Annotated in this window: 20 protein-coding genes and 1 pseudogene; 12 read left to right on the forward strand and 9 right to left on the reverse strand. The window is 70.6% G+C overall.

The window, feature by feature from the left end; all coding sequences use genetic code 11:
- Nucleotides 1-17: 17 nt before the first annotated feature.
- Nucleotides 18-3386: a S8 family serine peptidase gene (locus F9C12_RS08555; RefSeq protein WP_409465463.1), complete on the forward strand. Its 3369-nt coding sequence runs from the start codon at nucleotides 18-20 to the stop codon at nucleotides 3384-3386.
- 44 nt (nucleotides 3387-3430) lie between these two features.
- Here the strand turns inward: F9C12_RS08555 and F9C12_RS08560 are convergent, their stop codons facing one another.
- Together F9C12_RS08560 and F9C12_RS08565 are read right to left on the reverse strand one after the other, a co-directional pair.
- Complete coding sequence (locus F9C12_RS08560) at nucleotides 3431-4360, reverse strand: LysR family transcriptional regulator (RefSeq protein WP_409465464.1); 930 nt, start codon at nucleotides 4358-4360, stop codon at nucleotides 3431-3433.
- Entirely contained in the window at nucleotides 4336-5289 is a 954-nt protein-coding gene (locus F9C12_RS08565; protein ID WP_409181452.1) for a LysR family transcriptional regulator, read from the reverse strand. Before F9C12_RS08565 ends, F9C12_RS08560 begins: the two co-directional genes overlap by 25 nt.
- A gap of 226 nt (nucleotides 5290-5515) precedes the next feature.
- On the opposite strand from F9C12_RS08565, the gene F9C12_RS08570 reads away from it, so the two are divergent.
- The 7 genes and pseudogenes from F9C12_RS08570 (at nucleotide 5516) to F9C12_RS08600 (ending at nucleotide 14704) form a co-directional block, all read left to right on the forward strand.
- On the forward strand, nucleotides 5516-6199 hold the full coding sequence (locus tag F9C12_RS08570; RefSeq protein ID WP_409465465.1) for a tRNA-dependent cyclodipeptide synthase: 684 nt from the start codon (nucleotides 5516-5518) through the stop codon (nucleotides 6197-6199).
- Between the two features lie 137 nt (nucleotides 6200-6336).
- A pseudogene (locus F9C12_RS08575) lies at nucleotides 6337-7329 on the forward strand (cytosine permease); the annotation flags it as partial.
- A gap of 147 nt (nucleotides 7330-7476) precedes the next feature.
- Nucleotides 7477-7878, forward strand: coding sequence for a rhodanese-like domain-containing protein (locus F9C12_RS08580; protein WP_409187030.1), 402 nt, complete (start codon nucleotides 7477-7479; stop codon nucleotides 7876-7878).
- Nucleotides 7879-7889: 11 nt separating this feature from the next.
- A complete protein-coding gene (locus F9C12_RS08585; protein ID WP_409181454.1) occupies nucleotides 7890-8360 on the forward strand; it encodes a thioredoxin family protein in 471 nt (156 codons plus the stop codon).
- Nucleotides 8361-8419: 59 nt separating this feature from the next.
- Nucleotides 8420-9583, forward strand: coding sequence for a S8 family peptidase (locus F9C12_RS08590; protein ID WP_409465466.1), 1164 nt, complete (start codon nucleotides 8420-8422; stop codon nucleotides 9581-9583).
- Between the two features lie 494 nt (nucleotides 9584-10077).
- The gene (locus F9C12_RS08595; protein ID WP_409465467.1) at nucleotides 10078-11232 is read left to right on the forward strand and encodes an MFS transporter; all 1155 of its coding nucleotides are present in this window, start codon (nucleotides 10078-10080) and stop codon (nucleotides 11230-11232) included.
- Nucleotides 11233-11407: 175 nt separating this feature from the next.
- Complete coding sequence (locus tag F9C12_RS08600) at nucleotides 11408-14704, forward strand: protease pro-enzyme activation domain-containing protein (RefSeq protein ID WP_409465468.1); 3297 nt, start codon at nucleotides 11408-11410, stop codon at nucleotides 14702-14704.
- Between the two features lie 45 nt (nucleotides 14705-14749).
- On the opposite strand, the gene F9C12_RS08605 is transcribed toward F9C12_RS08600, so the two are convergent.
- Both F9C12_RS08605 and F9C12_RS08610 read right to left on the reverse strand, forming a co-directional pair.
- Entirely contained in the window at nucleotides 14750-15676 is a 927-nt protein-coding gene (locus tag F9C12_RS08605) for an XRE family transcriptional regulator (RefSeq protein ID WP_409465469.1), read from the reverse strand.
- 106 nt (nucleotides 15677-15782) lie between these two features.
- Nucleotides 15783-16853 (reverse strand): TetR/AcrR family transcriptional regulator, encoded by a 1071-nt coding sequence (locus F9C12_RS08610; protein WP_409465470.1) that lies wholly within the window; start codon nucleotides 16851-16853, stop codon nucleotides 15783-15785.
- 88 nt (nucleotides 16854-16941) lie between these two features.
- Between F9C12_RS08610 and F9C12_RS08615 the strand changes: the two genes are divergently transcribed.
- The 3 genes from F9C12_RS08615 to F9C12_RS08625 all read left to right on the forward strand — a co-directional run bounded on the left by F9C12_RS08615 (nucleotide 16942) and on the right by F9C12_RS08625 (nucleotide 19352).
- Nucleotides 16942-18087 (forward strand): cytochrome P450, encoded by a 1146-nt coding sequence (locus tag F9C12_RS08615; protein WP_409465471.1) that lies wholly within the window; start codon nucleotides 16942-16944, stop codon nucleotides 18085-18087.
- 87 nt (nucleotides 18088-18174) lie between these two features.
- The gene (locus tag F9C12_RS08620) at nucleotides 18175-18768 is read left to right on the forward strand and encodes an HdeD family acid-resistance protein (RefSeq protein ID WP_409181461.1); all 594 of its coding nucleotides are present in this window, start codon (nucleotides 18175-18177) and stop codon (nucleotides 18766-18768) included.
- 44 nt (nucleotides 18769-18812) lie between these two features.
- Nucleotides 18813-19352, forward strand: coding sequence for a DUF6069 family protein (locus tag F9C12_RS08625; protein ID WP_409181462.1), 540 nt, complete (start codon nucleotides 18813-18815; stop codon nucleotides 19350-19352).
- A gap of 423 nt (nucleotides 19353-19775) precedes the next feature.
- Here the strand turns inward: F9C12_RS08625 and F9C12_RS08630 are convergent, their stop codons facing one another.
- Complete coding sequence (locus F9C12_RS08630) at nucleotides 19776-20930, reverse strand: acyl-CoA dehydrogenase family protein (RefSeq protein WP_409465472.1); 1155 nt, start codon at nucleotides 20928-20930, stop codon at nucleotides 19776-19778.
- A 10-nt stretch (nucleotides 20931-20940) separates the two neighbouring features.
- Nucleotides 20941-21792, reverse strand: a complete 852-nt coding sequence (locus tag F9C12_RS08635; protein ID WP_409465473.1) for a 3-hydroxybutyryl-CoA dehydrogenase — start codon at nucleotides 21790-21792, stop codon at nucleotides 20941-20943.
- Between the two features lie 140 nt (nucleotides 21793-21932).
- On the opposite strand from F9C12_RS08635, the gene F9C12_RS08640 reads away from it, so the two are divergent.
- A complete protein-coding gene (locus F9C12_RS08640) occupies nucleotides 21933-22601 on the forward strand; it encodes a TetR/AcrR family transcriptional regulator (RefSeq protein ID WP_409181469.1) in 669 nt (222 codons plus the stop codon).
- Between the two features lie 4 nt (nucleotides 22602-22605).
- Here F9C12_RS08640 and F9C12_RS08645 read toward each other — a convergent pair whose 3' ends face one another.
- Genes F9C12_RS08645 through F9C12_RS08655 form a run of 3 tightly spaced genes read right to left on the reverse strand, consistent with a single transcriptional unit; the run spans nucleotide 22606 to nucleotide 24587 of the window.
- The gene (locus F9C12_RS08645; protein ID WP_409465474.1) at nucleotides 22606-23160 is read right to left on the reverse strand and encodes a YbaB/EbfC family nucleoid-associated protein; all 555 of its coding nucleotides are present in this window, start codon (nucleotides 23158-23160) and stop codon (nucleotides 22606-22608) included.
- A 1-nt stretch (nucleotide 23161) separates the two neighbouring features.
- Nucleotides 23162-24208, reverse strand: coding sequence for a hypothetical protein (locus F9C12_RS08650; RefSeq protein WP_409465475.1), 1047 nt, complete (start codon nucleotides 24206-24208; stop codon nucleotides 23162-23164).
- A 1-nt stretch (nucleotide 24209) separates the two neighbouring features.
- Nucleotides 24210-24587 (reverse strand): hypothetical protein, encoded by a 378-nt coding sequence (locus F9C12_RS08655; RefSeq protein ID WP_409465476.1) that lies wholly within the window; start codon nucleotides 24585-24587, stop codon nucleotides 24210-24212.
- Between the last annotated feature and the right edge of the window lie 116 nt (nucleotides 24588-24703).

Here is a 24703-nt window from a genome sequence, read left to right on the forward strand (position 1 = left end):
CCGTTCGCGCCCTGGTCATGGCTGCGACCGGCAGCCTGGTGCTGGCCGGGGCGACCCAGCCGGCGCGGGCTGCCGTACCAGCCGCGGCCGACTCCGCGCCGCAATCGGTGATCGTCGTCCTTTCCGACCAGCTGCCGAGCGCGCCGCCCACCAAGGCGGCCTCGGACACCCGCCGCGCCAAAGCCACCCAAGAACAGGATTCGGTGCTCGCCAAGCTCTCCGGCGCGGCACCGGCGAAGGTCAAGCATTTCGCGCTGGGCAACGCGTTTTCCGCCACCGTCACGCCCGCGCAGGCCGCGCAGCTCGCGCACGATCCGGCGGTCGCGCAGGTGCTGCCGGACAGCAAGGTGACGCTGACGGACGCCAAACCGGGCGCACCGGCCGCCGCGCCCAAGGCAGGCGGGCCGGCCGCGCCGGGCGTGCCGAACGCGACCTGCCCGGCCGATCCGGCGAAACCGTTGCTGGAGCCCGAAGCACTGACCTCGATCCGCGCGTACAGCACCACCGGCGGCAAGAGCGCGTCCGATCTGGCCGACGGCGCCGGGGTCAAGGTCGCGTTCCTCGCCGACAACATGGACCCGAACTACGCGGACTTCATCCGTCCGGACGGCAGCCATGTGTTCTCCGACTACCAGGACTTCTCCGGCGACGGCCCGAACACGACCGACGCCGGGGCCGAGGCGTTCGGCGACGCTTCCTCGATCGCCGCGCAGGGCGTGGTGGTGCACGACCTGTCGAAGTTCGTGAACGAAAAGCATCCGCTCCCGGCGGGCTGCAACATCGTCGTCAAGGGCGTCGCGCCGGGCGCGAGCCTGGTCGGCCTGAACGTCTTCGGCAAGACCGCCACGAACTCCGCGGTGCTGCAGGCGATCGACTACGCGGTGACGGTCGACCACGTCGACGTGCTCAACGAGTCGCTCGGCCTCAACCAGTACCCGGATTCCAGCTCCCGTAACCTGTTCCAGGTCTTCAACGACCAGGCCGTGGCCGCGGGCGTCACGGTCACCGCGTCCAGCGGCGACGCGGGCACCACGTCCACGATCGGCAGCCCGGCCACCGACCCGCTGGTGATCTCCACCGGCGCGACGACCGACAACCGGCTGTACGCGCAGACCGGTTACGCGGCTTTCGGCTTCTCCAACGGGAAGTGGGTGAGCGACAACATCTCCGCGCTGTCCTCGTCCGGCATCACGCAGAACGGCCGCACCATCGACCTCGTCGCGCCCGGCGAGGGCAACTGGGCCGACTGCTCCCCGGCGTACTCGGAATGCCGCAACTTCAACACCGTCCCGAAGCCGACCGACCTCGAATCCTTCGGCGGCACCAGCGAATCCGCCCCGCTGACCGCGGGTGTCGCTGCGCTGGTGATCCAGAGTTACCGCAATGCGCATCACGGTGCGTCGCCGTCGCCCGCGCAGGTGAAGCAGATCATCACCAGCACCGCGCGCGACCTCAACCTCCCGGCCGACGAGCAGGGCGCTGGCCTTCTCGACGCGCGCGCGGCGGTCGAAGCGGCGCTCACCGCTCCGGGTTCGACTGGGGTGCCAGCGGGGGTTTCCTCGAACATCACGCTGTCGGCCGACCAGCTGACGCTGGAAGGCGCGCCGGGCAGCACGCAGCAGGCGTCGGTGAACGTCACCAACTCGGGCACCAAGCCGCTGACGGTCAGCACCGGCACGCGGACGTTCGTCCCGATGGGCACGCAGACGCAGACCACCGCGTTCGATTCGACCAAGCTGCCGACGTTCCCGTACTTCAACGGCACGAACTGGGCATACCAGAAGGTCACGTTCTCCGTGCCGAACGGCGCGCAGCGGCTGCTGGCGCGGATGGCCTGGCAGGGCAGCCCGAAGACGGTCAACGGCCAGAGTGTCACCCCGGTGGTGCGGCTGACGCTGCTCGCGCCGGACGGCACCTTCGTCGCCAACAGCCGTCCGCAGGGCGGGGCCGCGACGGCCAACTACGCCAACGTGGACGTCACGCGCCCGGCCGCGGGCACCTGGACCGCGGTGCTGTACTCGGCGTCCGGACCGGCCGGCTACACCGGTGACGTCCAGCTGGCGACCACCGCGCAGCGAGCCGTCCCGTACGGCCAGGTGTCGCCGCAGATCCTGGAACTCAAGCCGGGCCAGACGAAGCCGGTGCACGTCGCGCTGCAGACTCCGGGCAGCGGCGGCGACGCGGACTATTCGATCACCTTCGGCAGCTCCGACGGCCACCAGACCTCCGTGTCGGCCGTGCTGCGCGCGCTGATCCCGACCAGGAACGGGCCGGGTGCGTTCAGCGGCACGATCACCGGCGGCAACGCCCGTGCTGTGTCGCCCGCGCAGACGTTCTCCTACGAATTCGACGTCCCGCGCGGCAAACGGGACCTCGACGTCGCGGTGAAACTGCAGGATCCGGGCACGCTGCTCGACGGCGTCCTGGTCGACCCGAACGGCGAGCTCGCCGACGTGAACAGCAACGCCTACCTCGATTCGGCCACCACGCTGAAGCAGGGCACCGGGTTGCAGCTCGTCGACGCGAATCCGCTGCCGGGCCGCTGGCACCTCGTGCTCGTGGTGCAGAACCCGGTGACGGGCAAGCAGATCGACCAGCCGTTCACCGGAACCGTCGGCTTCGACCAGGTCTCGGCCAGCGCGCCCGCGCTGCCGCGGTCGGCGTCGCTCCCGGCGGGCAAGGCGGTGACCGTGCCGGTGACGGTGCGCAACACCGGCGTCGAGCCGATCGCCATCGGCATCGACGCGCGCACCAACGCCCGGCAAACGCTGCAGCCGCAGCCGATCCAGGGTTCGACCGAGGTCGACCTGCCGGAGCTGAACACGAACGCGCCGGTGTACTCGATTCCGCCGGAGACGAGCAAGTTCACCGTCGCGACGTCCTCGACCGTGCCCGCGCAGGCGGAGATCCAGGGCTCGGCGGCGGGCATCGACGTGCTCGGCGACCTGAAGTCCGCGCAGAACGGCAGCACGGTGTCAGTCGCGACGATCGGCGAGAAGACCGGGTACGTCACCAAGGGCGTCTGGTTCGCCGACGTGCAGGAGATCGGCCCGTTCGGCCCGGAAGGCGCGCCGGCCGGGCATTCGAGCTACACGGCGTCGATCCAGACCGCGGGCTTCGACTCCTCGGTGACGTCGTCGACCGGCGACCCGTACGGCCAGTCGGTGGACCCGAACGGCACCGGCGGCACGCCGCAACTGGTGAAGCCGGGCGAGACCGCGACCATCCTGGTGACGATCACGCCGTCGGGCGACCGCGGGCAGCAGGTGGCCGGGCACTTGAACATCGTGACCGTGCCGTCGCTGCCGACCGGGGCGACCGGCCTGCCGCAGGTCGGAACCGGTGAGGTGCTGGCGACTCTGCCGTACAGCTACCGCATCGGCTGACGGGTTTCCGTGAAGGCCGCTTCGGGTTTCTTCCGAAGCGGCCCTCACGCAGTTGTCAGAGCGCGAAGGTGCTCGGCATGCGCGCGCGTCATCGCCGCCCGCACGCGCGGGACCCAACCAGCGAGCGACCCGCCAGTCCAAGCCAGCACCAGCGTCGAATTCGTTGCCGCACAATGCAATGGCCGGTACGAGGTGTCCGGCATCGGGGTCGTCGGCAGAGCTGTCACCGACAGAATCCCGGCACCGTAGCCAAGACACAACGCCGCCCATTCGGTTTCCGCGTAGCACAGCCGCGGATCGGCGCCCGCGTCGGCGAAGGCCGCGAGCAAAGCGCGGGTCCGAGGCTGGTCCAGGGCAACGCAGCGCTGTCCGGACAGCGCGGCCGGGGTGAGCGAATCCGGAACGCCGAGCGGATGCCGGTGCGGAATCCCGACCACCAGCGGTTCCGTGGCGATCGAAACCCATTCCAGAGCAGGGCGTTCCCGCACGGCGTCCTGCCGCAGCACGCCGAGGTCCAGTTCGTCGCGAAGCAGTGCTTCGGCCAGCTCCGCGGCCGATTCGCCGGTCCGGACCGCCAGTTCGGCGCCGGGATTGCGGCGGCCCACCTCGCGAATCAGCCGCGGCAGCACGGGCGTCGGCACCGAGCCGATCCGGATCTGGGCGGCGGGCCGGTCGAGGCCGGCGCGAGCGGCGGACAGCATCCGGTCGAACTGCGGCACCACCACCGCGGCGTGTTCGAGCAGGAGTTCGCCGGTCTCGGTGAACAGCTTCCCGGCCGGTTCCGCGGCCAGCAGAGCCGCCCCGATCATCCGTTCCAGCCGCCGGATCCGCGCCGCGAGCTTCGCCGGAGTGGTTCCGAGCGCGGCCGCGGCGGCCGGCACGCTGCCCGCCTCGGCGATCGCGACCAGCAGCTTCAGCTGCCGCAGCTCGAGGTCCGGGCCGGTGCGGATCAGCTGGTCCGGGCGGTCAGCCACGGCAGTTCCCCGGGAATCGCGCGCGGGCCGTCGTAGCCGCCGCGGTCGTCGTGAAAGCCGTCGAGGACCAAGCCGGCCAGGAGACCGGCGCGCGCGGCGACCGGGCTGTCCTCGCGGTAGAGCAGGAAATGGCTGGTCCGCATCCGCAGATCGGCGACCGGCCGGTGCACCACCCCCGGAGCGAGCGGACGGGAGGCCTGGATGAGCGTGACGTCGCCCTGGTAGCGGACGATCTCGTCGCGCGGGCCGGAAACCGGCACGTAGTGCGCGATCACCGGGGCGAACCCGTACGGGCCGCAGACCCGGGCCAGGAACTCGCGGCAGCGGTCCGGCCCGGTCGAGGAGATCCACCGCTCGTGTTCCAGCTCGGCCAGGTCCACGGTGTGCCGGGCAGCGAGCGGATGCCAGTCCGGGAGCATCATCAGCAGCGGGTCCTCGGCGAGGTCGATCCGGCCGGTGTTCGCCGGGAGCGGCACCTCGCACTGTTCGGACAGCACGGCGAGGTCGAGTTCGCCGCGCCCGAACCAGACGAGCAGTTCGGCGGTCGACCCGGCGGTCCGGATCTCCGCCCGGTCGCCGAGCCCGGCCGTCTCCAGCGCGCGGAGCAACGGGCCGGACAGCACGGTCTGCGACCAGCCGACCCGCAGCGCGCCGGCCCGCTGGGCGCACTGCTGCGCGAGGGCGGGCCCGATCCGGGCGGCGCGCGCGAGGATCCCGTCCGCGTAGTCGAGGATCAGCCGCCCGAACGGCGTGGGCCGCACCCCGGCGCGGGCGCGTTCGAACAGCGGCCGGCCGAGCAGTTCCTCGATCCGGCGCAGCTCGCGGCTGAGCGCGGGCTGCGGCAGCACGAGTTCGGTGGCGGCGCGGTTGAGACTGCCCGCTTTCGCGATCGCCTGGAGGTGGCGCAAATGCTTGAGTTCCAACTCCACGAAAGTCCACGATATGACGCTTTCGCGGGCGAGTGCACCGGCGAAAGTGTGGCGATCGCCCGACCAAAGTAGGAAATCCTCTTTCCGAACTCACCCACTTCGCCGTCCCGCGACGGCATAACCGGCAGGCATTACCCGGCCCGCTTCCGTCCCGGCACAGTGAGCGCACCGGTCCCGCCCCGCCGGGGAAACGCGGAATCGGGACGAGAAAAGGTGGAGGATTTCCATGTTCGACGCGACTCCGCTGTCTTCCGGCTGCGCCCGGCTGTACCCGGACGTCCGGCACGCCTGTGTCGGGGTGAGCCCGTTCAACGGCTATTTCACCGCGGAACGGCTGATCCGGCTCGCCGCGTGGACCGCGGGCCACTTCGCCGAGTTCTGCTTCTTCGTCCCGGACGAGGTCACCGCCTACACGCTCGAAGCGCTCGGATACCCGCCGGCCAGGGCGAAACAGAAGGCGCACCGGCAGTCCTGCCACGTGCACAACAAGATCGCCGCCGCGCTGCGCGCGCTGGACGTGCCCGATCCGGAGAGCCGGATCCTCGGCATGGCCCGGCTGCGCGAACTGCCCGCCTATCGGCGGCTGCTGGCCGCGGCGGAAAACTGCTTCGAAACCGACCGCGCATTCCGTTCCGCCTGCTACGGCGCTTCCACCTGGGTGCTGCAGGGCCGGACCGGAAACGCGCCGGACGAGGAGGCGCTGCGCCTCGCGGTGCGCTACTTCCTCGCCGAACTCCCGTTGTTCGCCGGTTCCGGGCTGATCACCGGAAATCCGCGGTCGATGTTCGTCTACCACCAGCGGGTGCCGTTTCTGGAAAAGTTCTTCGCCCGCGAATTCTCCTTCCGGCCCGAACCCGGCCAGGGTTTCCTGGTCGTCGCCGAAGCCGCGCTGGAAGCGACCGGCCGATGAGCGGGCGCCACGACGACTATTCGCTGACCCGCGTCCCGGACTCCGCCCGCCGGTCCTGGCCCTCGGTCGCGGTGCAGCGGTTCGGGCAGGTTTCCTCGTTCCAGCAGTTCATCGTCGGCGCGCTGCTCGGCTACGGCATGACCTTCTGGAACGCGGTGCTGGCCATCACGATCGGGTCGGTGCTGCTGGAGGTCATCACCGTGCTGCTCGGCATCGCCGGGGTGCGCGAGGGGCTGTCCACCTCGGTGCTGGCCCGCTGGGCCGGGTTCGGCCGGAAGGGTTCCGCGCTGGTCGGCCTGCTGGTCGCGATCAGCCTCGCGGGCTGGTTCGGCGTGCAGAACGGGGTGTTCGCGCACGGGATGCACGCCTTCGGCGGCGCGCTGCCGGAATGGGGCTGGGCGCTGGTCGGCGGGCTGGCGATCACCGTGATCACCGTCTACGGCTTCCGCCTGATGGCCTGGACCGCCTACCTGACCGTGCCCGCTTTCCTGGTGCTGGCCGGGTATTCGGTGCTGGACGCGCTGCACACGCACTCGCTGGCGGCCTTGATCGCCGCTCCCCCGCCGGGACCGCCGCTGTCGCTCGGCGCGGCGACCACGCTGGTGTCCGGCGCGTTCATCCTCGGCGCGCTGATGACCCCGGACATGACGCGGTTCAACCGCACCCGCGGCGACGTGGTCAAGCAGACCGTGCTCAGCGTGACGCTCGGCGAGTACCTGATCGGGCTGATCGGCGTGCTGCTCGCGCACGCCGCCGCGACCTCGGACGTCGTCGGCATCGTCACGTCGTCCTCGGGACTGCTCGGCACCCTGGTGCTGGCCACCGCGATCCTCAAGATCAACGACTGGAACCTGTACTCCTCCTCGCTCGGCCTGGTCAACGTCGTGGACGTGCTGTTCGACCGGAAGGTCGGCCGGGTGCGCGTCGTGCTGGTGCTCGGGGTCTTCGGCACCGCGGCGTCGGCGCTCGGGATCGCGGACGACTTCGCCGGATTCCTGACCGCGGTCGGCGTGCTCGCGCCGCCGGTGGCCGGGGTGCTCATCGCGGAGTACTTCGTGCTTCGCCGGTGCCGTCCCGTTTTCGCCGCGCTGCGCCGCGGGCAGGCGGTCGCCGGCCGCGACTGGGCGCCGGCCGCGCTGGTCAGCTGGGCGCTGGGGACGGCGTTCGCGGTCGTCTTCGACTTCGGGATTCCCACGATCAACTCGGTGGTCGTGGCGTTCGTCAGTCACCTCGCGGCGGGCCTGCTGACCCGCCGCCGGAACCCGGGAGGAACCGGCATGCTGCCGCTGATCGGCCGCGAAGAGCTGAAAACCGCGATGGACGAGGGCACGGTGATCGTCGTCGACACCATGCCGCCCGACTACTACGCCCGCGAACACCTCCCCGGCGCCCGCAACATCCCGGGCTTCCCCTACGAGCAGGCCGCGCGGTTCACCGACGAGCACGCCCCGCGAGTGGTCCCGGACAAAACCGCGCCGATCGTCGTCTACTGCGCCAACACCCCTTGCCGCAACAGCGAATTCGTCGGCGCCCGGCTGCTCGAACTCGGTTACGCCGACGTCCGCAAGTACCGCGAAGGAATCGAAGACTGGGTCGCGGCCGGGCATCCCACCGAAACCGGCCCGGCCCCCGAGACCCCGGCGCGTCCCGCGCCGGTGCCGGTCAACCACCCCGAATAGAGGAGAGAACGATGGGAACGAGAATCCGGATGTTCGCGGCCGTCGCGGCGATGACGGCAGGCGTCCTCGGCGGCGCCGCGGCGGCCCCGGCGAACGCGGCGCCGGCCCCGGCGTCGTACGCCTCGCTGGCCCCGCAGGACGAGACCGTCGTCGACGTCACCTCGGCCAACTACGACCAGGTGATGGAGATGTCCAAGACCAAGCCGGTGGTGCTGGACTTCTACGCCAGCTGGTGCGGTCCCTGTCAGAAGATGGCCCCGTACCTGGAGAAATACCACGCGGCCGACAACGGCAAGTGGATCTGGGCGAAGGTGGACCTGAGCGAGCAGGGCCAGAACAAGGAGATCGCCGACAAGTACGGCATCGAGTACATCCCCACGCTGATCGACGTCTCAGGCGGCCAGGAGAAGGGCAGCCGGGTGGTCGGGTTCGACGAGGGCAGCGGCCCGGACGACCTGCGCACCTGGCTCAACAACCTCTGACCTCGCCCGAACGCCGCCGGGACTCCCCGGTCCCGGCGGCGGTCCCCGAAGGGATCACCATGAAACGCACCCCGAAAGCCGTCGTGCTGGCGGCGCTGCTCTGCCTCGCGGCCGGCACGGCCGCGCCCGCGGCGGTCGCCGACGACACCGCGGTGTACCTCGTGCGGCTCAAGCCGATGGACAAGGACAAGGACAAGGTCACCGCCGCCGCGAACGCGCTGATCGCCAAGTACGGCGGCACGCTGCGCCGGGTCTACTACTCGGTCTCGCAGGCGTTTTCCCTTTCGGCGACCCGGGAACAGCACGACAAGTACCTCACCGACGCGGCCGTCACCACGGTCGGGGCCAACCAGGTCTACACCGCGGCCGGGACTCAGGAAGACCCGCCTTCGTGGGGTCAGGACCGGATCGACCAGGCGGACCTCCCGCTCGACGGCAGCTACACCTATCCGAACACCGCGGCGAACGTGCACGTGTACGTGCTCGACACCGGGGTGCGCACGAGCCATCACGACTTCGGCGGCCGCGCGCACGCCGCGTACGACGCGATCGACCCCGGCGACGACCAGAGCGGATCGGACTGCAACGGCCACGGCACGCAGGTCGCCGCTGCCATCGCCGGCCACCGCTACGGGGTCGCGAAAGAGGCTTCGATCGAGTCGGTGCGGACCCTCGGCTGCGACGGCACGGGCACCACCGAGGAGATTCTGTCCGCTTTGGACTGGGTGAACGTCCACGCGCAGCGCCCGGCCCTGCTGAACCTCAGCTTCTCCGGCCCCAGCGGGACAGTTCTCGACATCCAGCTCTACAAGATGACCCAGAACGGCCTCGCCTACACCGTCGCCGCGGGCAACGGCTCGGGCGGCGCCGGGGTGAACGCCTGCGACGTCACGCCCGCCCGGCAGACCACCGGGATCACCGTGGGAGCCACCGACCAGGCCGACCACCGGGTGCCGTCCTCGAATTTCGGCAGCTGCGTGGACCTTTACGCGCCAGGCAAGGACATCCGGACGGCGGACAATGCCGACGATTGCGCGTCCAGCGTGGTCTCCGGGACGTCGCTCGCTTCGGCGGAGGCCGCCGGGGTCGCCGCGATGTTCCTGGCCGAGCATCCGGACGCCACTCCGGACGCGGTGCTGAAGGGCATGACCGACGCGGCCGCGAAGGACAAGGTCGTCGATCCCGGGGAAGGGTCGCACAACCTGCTGCTGCACACGACGTAACCGCGCGCGGCCGGGCCGGTCACCGCGACGCCAGGAGCCCCCACCTGGGCGGCGCGGTGCCGCCCGGCCGCATCTCCCCCGTTCGCCGGGCACTGCGCCGGACGCACTCCGCCGCCGCCCGCCACACCCGCGGCCGAACCGCCCCGGCTCTCGTGGGCTCCACCGGCAATCCCACCGCACGGCTCCCTCCACCGACTCCCCGCCAACGCCAGACACCCGCCCGGCCGAACCGCCCGACCCGCAAGGCCCCACCGGCAACCCCACCGCACCGCTCCCTCCACCGACACCCCCGCCAACGCCATACACACGCCCGGCCGAACCGCCCGAACCGCAAGGCCCCACCGGCAACCCCACCGCACCGCTCCCTCCACCAACACCCCCGCCAACACCAGACACCCGCCCGGCCGAACCGCCCCTCAAGACCCCACCGACCGACCGCACCTCCCCGCACAACGAACGCGACCGGACCGACCGCCACCACCCGAGGACCCGCCATGGACGTCACGGCACCGCCCGGCCGCACCTCCCTCCCGATGCCCGCTCTGCTCGCCCTCGCCACCGCGGTGTTCCTCGGCTGCCTGACCGAGATCGTCCCGGCCGGGATCCTGCTTCCCGCCGCGGCCGATCTCGGGGTGTCCCCGGCCGCCGCGGGGCAGCTCGTGTCGGTGTACGCGATCACCACCGCGCTCACCGCGTTGCCGCTGACTGCCGCGTCGGCCCGGATGCCTCGCCGGAAACTCCTGCTTCTGCTCGTCGCCGGGTTCGTGGCGACCAACCTGACGGTCGCGTTGTCCCCGTGGTTCGCGCTGGTGCTCGCGGCCCGGGTGGCCTCCGGGGCGCTCACCGGGATCCTGTGGTCCCTCGTCGCGAACTACGCCATGCGGCTGGTGCCCGCGGAACGGTCCGGCCGCGCGCTCGCCGTCGCGATGGCCGGCACCCCGGTCGGTTTCGCGCTCGGCGTTCCGGCCGGCGCCGCGCTCGGCGAACTCGTCGGCTGGCGTTGGGTGTTCGCCGGGATGGCCTTCGTCGCGGTGCCGCTGCTGTGGTGGATCGTGGCGGTGGTTCCGCCGCTGTCCGGCGAGGAACCGGGTGCCCGGACGAGTCTCCGCGCGGTCCTGCGCACGCCGGGACTGCGCCCGCTGCTGCTTCTGGTGATCGCGTTTTCCTTGGCGCACAACATGTTCTACACGTACCTCGGCCCATTCTACGCCGGCCGCGGGCATCTCGCGCTGTTGAGCGCCGGCCTGTTGCTGTTCGGCGCGGCCACGGTCGCCGGGCTGTGGCTGGTCGGGCTCGCTCTCGACCGGCATCCGCGCGCCGTACTGCTGTGCTGCGCCGCCGTCACTGCCGCCTGTTTCGCGATACTGGTCTTCGGCGGCCGCGAACCGGTGCTGCTGCTCGCCGCGAGTGCGTTGTGGGGCTTGGCTTTCGGCGGGGCGCCGACGTCGTTCCAAGCGGTCACCGCGGTCCTGGCCGGCCGCCGGGCCGATATCGCGCAATCGTTGACCATCGCCGGCTGGAACGGAGCCGTCGCAGGCGGCGCGCTGATCGGCGGAGCACTGCTCGGCACCGGAGCGCTGCCCTGGACGGCCATCGCACTGATGGTCGTGCCGGTTCTCCTTTCCCGTTCAGTTCTCCCGGCGCGGTGAAACAGCCCGCCATTCTGTGGAAAACTGTTTCAACCCACCCGCGCTGACCAGGGAAAACGGCATCGTTCAAAATCCCGGCTGAACATCGTCGAACGTTCAGCGAGCCCGATTCGGAGACCGCCGCCGCGGCTAGCCTTGGCCGGCTGTTTCTTCTCCGCTTCAGTTTGGAGGAATCGTGCTCCCTCGTTCCCCGTGGGCGAGACCGGCCGCCGCGGCCGCCGGTCTCGTCCTGACCGCCGCCCTGGCGATACCGGGCTCGGCCGCCGCACAGGAGTCGCGGACGCCGCTGGCGCCCACCGGCTCCGCCCCGGCCGGCGCGCACCGCCTCGGCGCCACCGACACCGACCGGGAAATCCCGATCGCGCTGTCGCTGCGGCCGCACGACGAAGCCGGGCTCGCCCAGTTCGTCGCCGCGGTCAGCGATCCGCGTTCGCCGGACTACCGGCACTTCCTGTCCAGCGCGGACTACACGGCCCGCTTCGCCCCGCGAGCGTCCGATGTGGACGCCGCGAAGGCGTATCTGGAGAAACAGGGCCTGCGGGTCACCGACGTTTCGGCCAACCGCCAGGTGATCGACGCGGTCGGGACCGTCGGACAGGTCGAGACGGCGTTCGGCACCCGGCTCGGCGACTACTCCGACTCGAGCGGAAAGCATTTCTACGCCAGGGAATCCGCCTCGAGCGTGCCGTCCTCGCTCGCCAATGTCGTGCGCACGGTGACCGGCCTGACGAACCGGCCCGTCGCGCATCGCGCCTCGGCCCCGGCAGGACCCGGCGGCCCGGGCGGCGGCTACACGCCCGAGCAGTTCCGCACCGCCTACAGCATGAAGCAGCTTTCCGGTTCCTACAACGGTTCCGGGCAGACGGTCGGGCTGATCGAGTTCGACTCGTTCAAGCAGTCCGACATCGACGCTTGGACGAACTACTTCAAACAGCCCGCGGTCAAGCCCCAGGTGGTCCCGGTGGACGGCGGGGTTTCCCAGCCGGGCAGCGGACAGCTCGAGGTGACGCTGGACATCCAGGCGGTCGCGGCCACCGCGCCGGGCGCCGCCCAGATCGTCTACGAGGCGCCCAACAGCGACAAAGCCTGGGTCGACGAGATGGCGAAAATCGCCAGCGACAACGCGATCACCATCCTGTCGGGCTCGTGGCTGCTCGGCGAGAAGTGCGAATCCGACCCGATCGCCGCGTCGCACGATTCCTACGCCCAGATGGTCGCCCAGGGCGTGACCTTGCTGTCGGCCTCCGGCGACTGGGGCGCCACCGGCTGCGGCTACAACGGCGACAACTCCACCGTGCAAGCCGATTACCCGGCCAGCGACCCGCTGTTCACCGGCGTGGGCGGCACCCAGCTGCGGACGAGCGACAGCGCGGGCACCTACCAGTCGGAGTCGTGCTGGAACCAGGGCGGCACCGGCAACACCCGCTCCGGCGGCGGGTACTCGGCGGTCTACAGCAAGCCGGAATGGCAGCCGGGCAGCAGCAAATACCGTTCAGTGCCCGACGTCGCGCTCGACGCCGACTACGGGGCCGGCGCGCTTTCGGTGTACATGAACGGCGGCTGGCAGGACGTCGGCGGAACCAGCCTGTCCTCCCCGCTGTGGGCCGGTTACCTCGCGATGGTCAACCAGAAGGCGAAAAGCTCGGGCAAGAGCAATCTCGGCGCCATCAACCCCACGGTGTACTCGATCGCCCAGTCCTCGCAGTACTCCTCGGCCTTCCACGACGTCATCTCCGGCAACAACGGCACCTACGACGCGGGCACCGGCTACGACCTGTGCACCGGGTGGGGGTCGATGCAGGGCGACAACCTCGCGGACCCGTTGATCAACGGCACGACCCCGCCCGCGGCCAACGACTTCTCCCTCGCCGCGGACCCGGCGTCGGTCAGCGTGGACCCAGGCAAGTCGGCGACCGCGAAGATCACCACCAAGGTCGTCAAGGGCAGCGCGCAGAGCGTCGCGCTTTCGGCGAGCGGGCTTCCGGCCGGGGTCACCGCGACCTTCGACCCGACGTCGGTGACCGCGGGCGGCACGTCCACGCTCACCCTCGCGGCGTCGTCCTCGGCCTCGCCGGGGCAGACCACTGTGACGGTGACCGGAAAAACCGCCGACGCCACGCACACGACTCCGGTCACGCTGACCGTCAACGGTTCCGGTCAAGGCGATTTCTCGCTCAGCGTCAGCCCGGCTTCCGCGACCGTCAACGCCGGGCAGTCCACGACCGCCACCGTCTCGGCCACCGCGGTGAACGGTGCCGCGCCGTCGGCGACCCCGAGCGTGATCAACGGGCAGCCGACCACCGTCGCCAAGTACCCGTTCATCATTTCCGAGCACCGCACCGGCGGCGTGCGCCCGCAGGAGCAGTCCTGCACCGGCAGCGTGGTCGCCAAACGGGCCGTGCTGATCGCGGCGCACTGCAAGTTCGCCGACGGCGATCCGAAGTACCTGATCTACGGACGGGACGACCTCAGCGACACCAGCAAGGGCACCCGGATCGAGATCGCGGAGTTCCGGATCCATCCGGACTACAGCCCGCAGAGCGACCAGGGCTGGCGCAACGGCAACGACGTGGCGATCATCTTCACCAAGACCGACATCCCCGTTCCGGCAGGCATGACCTATCCGAAGATCGCGTCCTCGGCCGACGACCTGCCGCTGGGCACCCAGGGCACCGCCATCGGCTACGGCAAGACCGACGCCAACGACGCCACCAAGAACACCAAGCTGCGCGAGGTCGTACTGCCCACTGTGGACGGTTCGAAGTGCAGCAGCATCGATTCGTCGGTGTTCAAGCCGCAGTACATGTTCTGCGACGGCTACGGCGACGGCAGCAAGGGCCTGTGCCAAGGCGACTCGGGCGGGCCGTACTACTACAACGGCAAGATCTACGGCGTTTTCTCCTGGCTGCGCACCGACTGCGCGTCCTACAACGCGCACGGCAAGCTGTGGGGCTCGATGGGCGACTGGGCCAACCAGCAGATCGGCGGCACGCCTTCGGACGGGGACATCGCGTTGTCCGCGAGCGGACTGCCCACCGGGGCGAGTGCCACGTTCGATCCGGCGTCGGTCAACGCGGGCGGTTCGGCGAAGCTGACGATCGCCACCAGCGCCTCGACGCCGCAGGGGACCTACCGGGTGACGATCACCGGCAAGAACGCCACGGCGAGCCACGACACCACGTTCACGCTCACCGTGCAGGGCGGTTCGTCCGGTCCGGTCACCGTGGCCGACCCGGGTTTCCAGTTCGTGCCGCACGGCACGCCGGTGCGCCTGGCGATGCGGGCCTCCGGCGGCACCGGCAGCTATTCCTGGAGCGCCGCCGGACTGCCTTCGGGGCTGTCGATCGACCGCGCCACCGGCGTGATCTCCGGAAACCCGCAGACCACCTCGGGCCTGCGGGATTCGACGATCACCGCCACCGACACCTCCGGCGCCGCGGGGAAGGCGCAGGTCTCCTGGTTCGTCTACTGACCGGGTGAGACAGGGGCTTGACCGGCGGTTCCCCGGGACCGCCGGTCAGGCCCATTCCCAGGCCAGGCCCGCGATGCCCGGCCGCACGTCGGTCAGCACCAGGTGCGCGGTCCGGGAGGCGCCGATCCACAGCGGCGGACCGGGACGGCGCGGCGCCTGCACGCTGTTCTGCCGGAACGGAACGCAGGTGGCAGGCGGGGCCCCGGCGAACTCCGCCTGCAGCAGGTACTGCCGCACCGGGCGGGTGAACCGGTGGTGGTAGAAGGTCAGTTCCGGGCCGGGCGGGTAGACCGCGGTGTACTCGAGCACGCTGCGCTCGCCCGTCGCGAGCCGCTGGTCCAGCAGCAGTTCGCAGACCGTCGCCCCGGCTTCCGGATCCACCCGGACCCGGCCCGGGCGGCAGTACCGCACCTCGGCGGGCAGCGCGGGCGCGGACCCTTCGGCCCACAGGAACACCACGCACCGGTCGACCCGGTCGGCGGTGGCCTCCACGACCAGCCGGGTGTGCACCCGGGTGAGCCGCCGGTGCTCGTCGACCCGCAGGTGCTCGTGGATGTCGAGGCGGCGGACCAGGCTGTCCGGCGGCAGGTCCAGGTCCGCCAGCAGCGGCCGGTGCCCCGGCCACAGCCGCTTGCGGTCGATGGCCTCCGGGTCCGCCGCCGCTCCCCTTCCCCGCGGCCGAGGCGGGCCGAGCAGCGAAACCAGCGATTCCGGCGGCAGGCCGAGCACCTCCTCCAGCGCCCGCACCGCGCGCAGCGATTCGGCCCGTTCCGGACGGCTGCGGCCGTGGCGCCAGTAGCTCAGCGCCGCCCGGCTGACCCGCACCCCCTGTCCGGCGAGCCGCCGCCGGACCTGTTCGAGGCTCAGCCCCCGTGCGTTCAGCGCGTGGTCGAGGACCTGCGCGAACGTGCCGTGCCGCAGCAGGCCGCGCAACCGCCGGTCCGCCGGCAGCACCGGAGCGATCTCGGCCATCGCCGCTCCTTTCGGCCGATCTTCGCTCCACTATCTGCCGCGGCGACGGCCGTGTCCACCGACCTCGGAAGGGTTTGCCCGGCCCCGGCAGCGGATTCCGCGGGCCCTACCGGTCTCCCCCGGGTCCGGCGGGCACCGCGCCCGTCGCGGCGGCGTGGCAGGCGCCGAAGCCCTCCGCCCGCAGCACGATCTGTCCATTGTGGACCCGGATGGCGGTCTCGGTCGCGTCGCTCACCGCCGAAACGCCTGCCGCGGCGGCGACCGCGCCGGTCTCGTCCACGATCACGCGCACGGCCGGCCACGCCGATTCCGGGCACGACCGCTTCAGCAGCCCGCGCAGATCCGCCAGCACCAGCTGGGTCAACGGCACCAGCTCCCCCGGCTGACCGGTGACGACGACGAGCGTGACGTCCTTGGCCGCGCGCAAGGCTTCCTCCACCGCGGACAGCCGGTGCAGCCCGATCACCGCGACCACTCCGTCGCCGTCGATGCGCGCCGGACGCTCGCGCAGGGCGTCGAAAACCTCGGGCGGAGCCCAGATTTCCCCGACTGGCCGGGCTTGCGGGACGATCGGCGGCTCCGGCCAGCTGTCGCTCAGTCCCAGCGTGGGCAACGCTTCGCACGCGCGCACGACGTTGAACGGCTCGCCGAAACCCGGTGCCGCGGCGGCGAGCTGACTCGCTCCGTGCAGCATCGTCAGCGCCGCTTCCGCCACCCGCACCAGCCGTCCGGACGACGGCGAAAGCCGCTCCAGCACCAGGCCGAGCACGATCGCGTCGAACCGCAGCAGCTGTGCGTACGGCCGGTGGGTGAGTTCGTCGGCGAGGATTTCCGGCAGCAGATCGACGCCGAGCCGCGCGTCCGGGTCGGTGGCCAGCGGAAGCCGGGCGACCCAGGCGCGGGCGAACGCCCCGAGCGCCTCGGCGGGCGTCAGGCCCGGATCCGGTTCGGGCGGCCGGGCGGCGAACTGTTCCGCCTCGGCGGCGAGGACGGCGAAGTAGAGCGCGCGCTTGCCGGGGAAGTTGGAGTAGACCGCGCCGCGGGTCAGCTCGGCGCGCTCGGCGATCACGTCGATCTTGGCGTCGCGGAACCCGCGCTCGGTGAACTCCTCGCGGGCGGCGGCCAGCACCTTCGCCCGGTTGCGCTCCTGCGTCTGCGCCCTGGTCAGCCGCGCCATCGTGAGTCCTCCCGGTCCGCTTCCTTGCCAAGATACCGTCACCATTCATATGATGAGATCATCTGAAATGACCATCTGGAGGTCTTCCGTGTCCCCCGCACCGCCCGTTCCCGAGCTCGACCTGACCGATCCGGCCGTCACGAGCGACCCGTTCACCGCCTACGGAGCCGCCCGCGAACAATCTCCGCTGGCCAAGCTGACCGGCCCCGGCTTCCCGCCGATGTGGGTGCTGACGCGGCACGCCGAGGCCCGCGCGATGCTCACCGACCAGCGGTTCGCCTTGAGCGAGGCCAGTTATCAACGTCCGGACGTGCCCGAGCACTGCCGTCCGTACCTGCGGACCATGCAGGAAATGGAGGGGGCGGAGCACGCCCGGCTGCGCCGTCTCGCCGCGCCCGCGTTCGCCGCCCGCCGGGCGCTGGACTTCCGTCCGGAGATCGAGAAAATCGTCGCCCGGTACCTGGACGCGCTGCCCGCGGAAGGCCCGGTCGACCTGCTGGCCGAATTCGCCCGGCCGCTGCCGATGGAGGTCATCTGCGCGCTCGTCGGCGTGCCGGAAGCCGAACGGCCGCGCTGGCACGAATACGGCGCGGCAGTCGTCCAGGTGTCCGGAGAAGAGTTCGCCGCCGCCGTGCCCGGGATCATCGACAGCTCGCGGACGCTCGTGACGCGTCCGGACAGCGCGATGCTGGCGCATCTGACGAGCGCGGGGCTGTCGGAAACGGAAGCCGTCGCGCTGGTCTGGCAGCTCGTGCTGGCCGGGCAGACCCCGGCGAATTTCATCGCCAATTCGGTGGAAACCCTGCTGGCGCATCCGGATCAGCTCGAAATCCTGCGCGCCGAACCGGAACTGTGGCCGGGCGCGGTCGAGGAATTGATGCGCTGGTGCGGTTCGCAGCTGCTGACGATCCCCCGGCGGGCGACCGAGGACCTGGACTTGGCCGGGGCGCGGATCAGCGCGGGCGAGCCGGTGACCGCGTCGATCGCTGCGGCGAACCGGGACCCGCGCGTCTTCGCCGATCCGGACCGCTTCGACGTCCGCCGTTCGGCGGGCGCGCACCTCGGTTTCGCGCACGGGCCGCATTTCTGCCTCGGCGCGTCGTTCGCGAGGGTTCAGGCGGAGGTGGCGCTGACCGCGGTGCTGGACCGGTTCCCCGGTTTGCGTGTTCTCGAGGCGAAGCGGGTACCCGACCCCGGAACGTGGCGGCTCGCCGGGCTGACGGTCGCGTGGTGACGCCCTCGATCGGGTGAGGTCCCGGCGCTGCCGCCCGGGCCCGGCTACCGTTTCGCCAGGTCAGCACGACACCCCGGGAGGCATCCGATGTCCACGCCCATTCCGCCCGTCCTCGGCTTCGCGGTGCTCGATCCGCGGCGCGCGTGGCCGCTCGTGCTCACGCGCGGGATCCTGGGCGTCCTGTTCGGCGTGCTGGCGCTGGTGTGGCCCGGGATCACCGTGCTGGCGCTGGCTTTCCTGTTCGGGATCTACGTGCTGGTCGACGCGGTCGGCGCGCTCCTGCAGGCGTTCCGGCCGGGCGACGGCGCGCACCGGATCGCCTACGCCCTGCTCGGCGTGCTGGGGCTGGTCGCCGGGATCATGACGCTGGTGTGGCCCGGTGTGACCGTGCTGGTGCTGGCGACGCTCGTCGGGGCGTGGGCGGTGGTCACCGGGATCATGGAAATCGTCGCCGCGATCCGGCTGCGCAAGCAGATCACCGGCGAGGCGTTCTTGATCGTCGCGGGCGCGCTCTCGGTGATCGCCGGGGTGCTCGTGCTGTTCCACCCGATCGCGGGCGCGTTCGGCGTCGCGCTGCTGATCGGGATTTACGCGGTGATCTACGGGGTAACCCTCGTGGTCCTGTCGTTCCGGCTGCGTTCGCTGGCGAAGTCCGCCGACCCGGCGGAACAGCCTCGATAGCGAGACAATCGGCAGCGACCGGTTTTGCGACGGAGGGACCGCCGATGGCGCAGCACTACCCCGGCGAATACGGGGAAGACACCCGGCCAGGCATCGCAGCGGCGAGGCTGTGGGCAGGCGGAATAGCCACCGCGGTGGTCGCGGCTCTGGTGGCGGTGGTCGGCCTGCTGATCGCGCGGGGCATCTTCGAGGTACCAGTCCTCGCCCCGAAAGGCGACGGCCTGTGGGGCAAGGCGAGCACGCCGACGTACGCCATTTCCGCCGCGGCTGTCGCGTTGCTGGCGACGGGGCTGATGCACCTGCTGAGCGTGGCGACCCCCGCGCCGGGACAGTTTTTCGGCTGGATCATGGTGCTGGTGACGGCCATCGCCGTGGTCCTGCCGCTCACCCTGACGGTGGGCCTGGAAGCGAAAATCGCCACCGCGGCGATCAACCTGGTGATCGGGCTGGTGATCGCTTCGCTGGTGAGCAGCATGGCAGCCAGCGCACGGACGCTGCACCGGCGGAAGCGAAACGGCCGGACGGAGCAGCCGCCTCCGACGCGGCAGTGGCCGGAGGGGCCGACTACTTATTACGACCGCTGATCGGGTCGCGGGTTTCGCGGACCGTCCGGGCGGAGGGGCGGATTTGCCGCTTTGTTCCGCAGTCGAGGGCTGATCACTGCGGGATCCGCCTCTGCCCGGGAGGCGGACCGCCCGCGTGTATGGGGCGCAGGTCGTCGAGTAGTTCGGCTTGGCTCGACGGCCGTCAGTCAGGATCTCGCGACGGCGTGACCAGGCTAGTCCTGGAGCGCTGACGTAACAGCGGCACAAAACCGGTTCCCTTCGCCCCGGACAGGAGCCGGACCAGGAAACGGATCAGCGGGCCTCTGTATCCAGTACGCCAGGTGCGGATCGTCAGCGGCGGGCACCCGGGATCGGGCAAACGCGCGTGACCGTTCGGGTCCCGGCGATCCTGGTGGCCGTGACAGCATGATCACGGACAACCAGGACCGCCGGAACAGAACCTCAGTCCTTCAGCAACTGCCGAGCCATCACCAGCCGCTGGATTTGGTTCGTTCCCTCGTAAATCTGCGTAATCTTCGCGTCCCGCATCATGCGTTCCAGCGGAAAGTCCCGCGTGTACCCGTACCCGCCGAGCAGCTGCACCGCGTCTGTCGTCACGCTCATCGCCACATCCGAGGCGTGGCACTTGGCCGCCGCGCCGAAGAACGACAGGTCGTCGTCTCCTCGTTCGGACTTGGCGGCAGCGGTGTACACCATCTGGCGTGCCGTCTCCACCGCCATCGCCATGTCTGCCAGCATGAACTGGATTCCCTGGAAGTCCGCGATGTGCTTGCCGAACTGCTTGCGCTCCTTGACATACGCCAGTGCGTGGTCCAAAGCGCCCTGCGCGATGCCGACGGCCTGGGCGGCGATCGTCACGCGGGTGTGGTCCAGTGTCTTCAAAGCGATCTTCAGGCCCTGCCCCGGCTCGCCGACCATGCGGTCACCCGGGATGCGCACCTGGTCGAACAGCAGCTCACGCGTCGGCGAGCCCTTGATGCCCAGTTTCTTTTCCTTGGCGCCGAAGGAGAATCCCGGGTCGGACTTCTCGACTACGAAGGCGGTCACGTTGGCGCCGCGGCGGCCGTCGGGATCAGTGACTGCCAGGACCGTGTAATACTCCGAGAATCCCGCGTTGGTGATCCAGGACTTCTGTCCATTCAGGATCCAGTCGTCGCCGGAAGGAGTTGCGCGGCACCGCATCGAGGCGGTGTCCGAGCCCGCGTCGCGTTCGGACAGTCCGTACGAGAATCCTGCCGCGCCCGAGGCCAGCGGCGGCAGGTATTTCGCCTTGACTTCCTCGTTCGCGGCCAGGATCAGCGGCAGGCTGCCGAGCTTGTTCACCGCGGGGATCAGCGAGGACGACGCGCACACGCGTGCCACTTCCTCGATCACGATGCAGGTGGCCAGCGCATCGGCCCCGGCGCCGCCGTACTGTTCCGGCACGTGCGGGGCGTGGAAGTCGGACGCGACCAGTGCGTCGTAGGACGCCTTGGGGAATTCTTCGCGTTCGTCGGCCTCCGCGGCGTGCGGGGCGATCTGCTCTTCGGCGACCGCGCGGACGGCCTCGCGGATCGCCTCGTGGTCCTCGTTGACTTTGAACAGGTCGAAGCTCATCGGAGATCTCCTAGTAGGTGTAGAAGCCGCGGCCGGTCTTGCGGCCCAGCAGGCCGGCGTCGACCATGCGGGCCAGCAGCGGCGGCGGCGCGTACAGCGGCTCCTTGAACTCCTCGTACAGCGATTCCGCGACCGCCTTCGTGGTGTCCAAGCCGATCAGGTCGGCCAGCGCGAGCGGGCCCTGCGGGTGGGCGGCGCCGCGCACGAGGCCCTCGTCGATGGCCTCCTTCGTCGCGAAGCCCGACTCCAGCATGCGCACCGCGGCGAGGATGAACGGGATCAGCAGCGCGTTCACCACGAACCCGGCGCGGTCCTGGCACAGGATGGCGTGCTTGCCGAGAGTCTCCTCGGCGAACTTCCGCGCGCGGTCGGTGGTCTCGTCGCCGGTGAGCAGGCTCGGCACCAGTTCGACCAGCGGCAGCACCGGGACCGGGTTGAAGAAGTGGATGCCCAGCACCTGCGCCGGGCGCTCGGTCGCGGTGCCGAGCTTCATGATCGGGATCGACGACGTGTTGGAGGCCAGCACCGCGTCCGGCGCGGCGACGATCTTGTCCAGTTTCCCGAACAGTTCCGCCTTGACCGCCTCGTTCTCCACGATCGCCTCGACGACGAGCGTGCGGTCGGCCAGGTCGTCGAGGTTCTCGGTGATCCGGATCCGCTCCAGCACCCCGGCCGCGGACGCGATCTTCCCCTTGCGCTCGGCCCGGCCCAGCGACGCCTCCAGCCGCGCCCGGCCCGCGTCGGCGGCCGCCCGGCTCGATTCGACCGCCACGACGTCCAGGCCGGCCCGCGCGCACACCTCGGCGATCCCCGCCCCCATCTGGCCGCAGCCGACCACGCCGACGAGCTCCACGTGCCTCACCCATCCCTCCGGTACTTGGTTTCATGATGACGGTACTCAGTACCGGCGAGTAGGCGAGGCCGGGGTGGCCCACCTCACTGTGCCCGGCCCGGGCGGCGGCGGATTAGGCTGGCCGCAGCGTGCGTGCGAAAGGTGGCCCGATGCCCGAGAAACCAGCCAAGCAGCGGCTGACCGAGGCCGCGTTCGCGCTGTTCGAGGAACGCGGCTACGACCAGACGACGGTGGACGACATCACCGACCGCGCGGGCGTCGGGCGCAGCACGTTCTTCCGCGCGTTCCGGTCCAAAGAGGACGTGATCTTCCCCGACCACGAGGTGCTGCTGAGCGCGATCGAAGCCCGGCTCGCCGGATCCGACCCGCGCACCGCGATCGTCGCGGTCACCGAAGCCGCGCGGCTGGTGCTGCGGCATTACGTCGCGGAAGGCGACCTGGCGCTGGCCCGGTACCGGCTCACCCGCAGCGTGCCCGCCCTGCGGGCGCGCGAAATCGCCGGAACGCGGCAGTATCAGCGGCTGTTCCAGGAATTCGTCCACCGCTGGATGGGCGGCGGAGAGGACACCGCACTGCGCGCCGAACTCATGGCGGCGGCAGTGGTGACGGCGCACAACCACGTTCTTCGCCGGTGGCTGCGCGGGCAGGCCACGGATCCGGAAGCGGCCTTCGACGCCGCGATGGCGGACACGGTCGCGCTGTTCGGCACCACCGGCGAGACCGAGACGACGGTGGTCGCTTTCCGTACTGGCAAAGACCTTTCCGCCGTCCTGCCCGGACTGCGCAAGCTGCTCGGCGACGAAGGAACGCTCGGCTGAACGGCTACCAGGCCTCGTCGAACCGCACGCCCGCCTCGTACCAGTCCTCGTCGCTCACCGGGCGTTCCGGTTCCGCCGGATGCCCGGGGTCGGCAGTGCGGTTGCGGAGGTAGTCGCCCTCCCCCTGCACGGCGGCGGATCCTCCCGCCGTTCGCCGAGACACCGGCGTGGCAACGGGTTTCGCCTCGGCCGGCGAAGCAGGCGAAGCAGGCGGCCGCTCCTCAGCGGGCGGAGCGGGCCGTCGAGGAACCGGCGTCGCGGGCGCGACCTCGGGCGTGAACCCGGCCCGCCACTTCAACCGGTCCATCACGTAGCCGCGGGTGCCGAGCGGAGCGAGCAGGGCCGCCGTCCGGTTCGCCGACTCCCGCTGAGCTTCGGCGTACGTGCGCAGCACCAGTGAGGCCAGCTCGTCCGGCGGCAAATTCCTTGCCGTGCCGGACAGGTTCAGTCCAGTGAGGACACCGTCGGTGTTGACGGTGGCGGTGACCGCGTTGTCGGGCGAGCACGCCTCGACCGACAACGCGGACAGTGCCTGGAGCAGCTCTTCCGGACCGGCCACGTCAGTGCATCGCGGACGGCGACAGCGGCTGCGACACCGAACCGTCCGGCGCGATGTCGACGTTGCGGTCCCGGACCCGTTTTTCGGTGTCCTTCGGGGTGTTCGAGGTCTCGAAGTTGGACGGGTCGAACGAATCGCCGGGGCTCACGTCGGGCGGGTTCGGGACCGGCGGCAGGTTGACCGACTTCTCGAGGATCTTGTCCGCGAGCCGCCCCGCCGACTCCCGCATGTGCGACCGGATCTTGTCCACGCCGCCGAGGAAGCTCTCGAAGATGTCGTCCGCGTTGTCGCCTTCGACCTTGGCCGACGCCTGCGCCGTCACCTCGGTGAGGCCGGCTCCGGCACCCGCGAACGCGGCCTGCGCGCCGACCGCGCTCATCGTCAGCTCGCCCCCGACAGCCGCGGCGCTGGCCGGGGTGGCGACCACGGCGAGCATCCCGACCAGCGCGCCGGTGAAGGCCACCGCCGCCACCTTCGACCAGGAGATTTCGCCCTCCTTGGCCTTCGCCTTCTGGTACTTCTCGGCGGTCTCGCGGAACGTCATCGCGAGCGAGCTGAGGTCGTCCCGCGCGGCCCAGACGGCGTCCCGGCTGGCGACGAGGTCGCTCTCCACGACGGTGATCTCGGCGGCGAGCGCCTCGTAGGTCTCCGACAGCCGGTCGAGATAGGTCTTGACGTCCTCGGCCGCGTTGCCGCGCCACGAACCCAGCAGTTCCTTCGCCCGCCGCAGTTCGGTGAGCGACCCGCGGCTGAGGTTCTTCCACACCGGCTCGTACGAGTTGATCATCGCCTGCAGGCCGCCGCCGGTGTCCTTGAGGTCGGCCTCGGAGAACTCCCGGAAGGCCTCGGTGACCTTGTCCTGGTACGCCTCGTACAGCTCGTTCGCCATGGAGAACTTGAAGAACTCCGCGTAGCGCAGGAATTCCAGCCCGTCGAGCGCGTCGTTGGCGCCCTTCTGCAGGTCCTCGCTGATGCCTTCGAGCAACTCCGCGCGCGGACGGCCTTCCCCGCCGCCGCTGAGCCCGAAGTAGTCTTCCTGCTCGCTCACGTCAGCGCACCTCCCCGCCCGCGCGCCGCACCGCGGACTGCGCGTCGGCGTCCGACGTTTCGTACAGTTCGGCCACCCGCTGGAGCGCTTCGCTCGCCTGGTGCGTCGTGAAGGCCAGCTTCGCGAGCGCTTCCTCCACCTTCGCGCGGTGGTTTTCGTACGCCGCCGCGACCTTGGGCATGCCGAGCGAGCCGCCGAACGCGGTGGCCGGGCCGCCGCCGAACGGGTTGATCGAGCCGACGATGGCGGCCGGGCCGACCGCGTCGGGCAGGTCCAGCCCGCGCACGCCGCCGCGTGCCGTGTCCGCCGCGTCCCCGGCGGCCGCGACGAACCTGCTCGCCTTGCGCAGATCGTCGAGGTCGGTTTCGAAACCGATCATGAAACTACCCCCAGTCGTGTGAACCGTGACCCTACCGGGCGAACGGTATCCTTTCCGACTCATCGGACCGCGGGGAGGTTCACGGCACGTGCGTGAGGACGGTCACAGAGCCGCCC

The organism is Amycolatopsis sp. GA6-003, from assembly GCF_046267895.1.
Taxonomy (GTDB): domain Bacteria; phylum Actinomycetota; class Actinomycetes; order Mycobacteriales; family Pseudonocardiaceae; genus Amycolatopsis.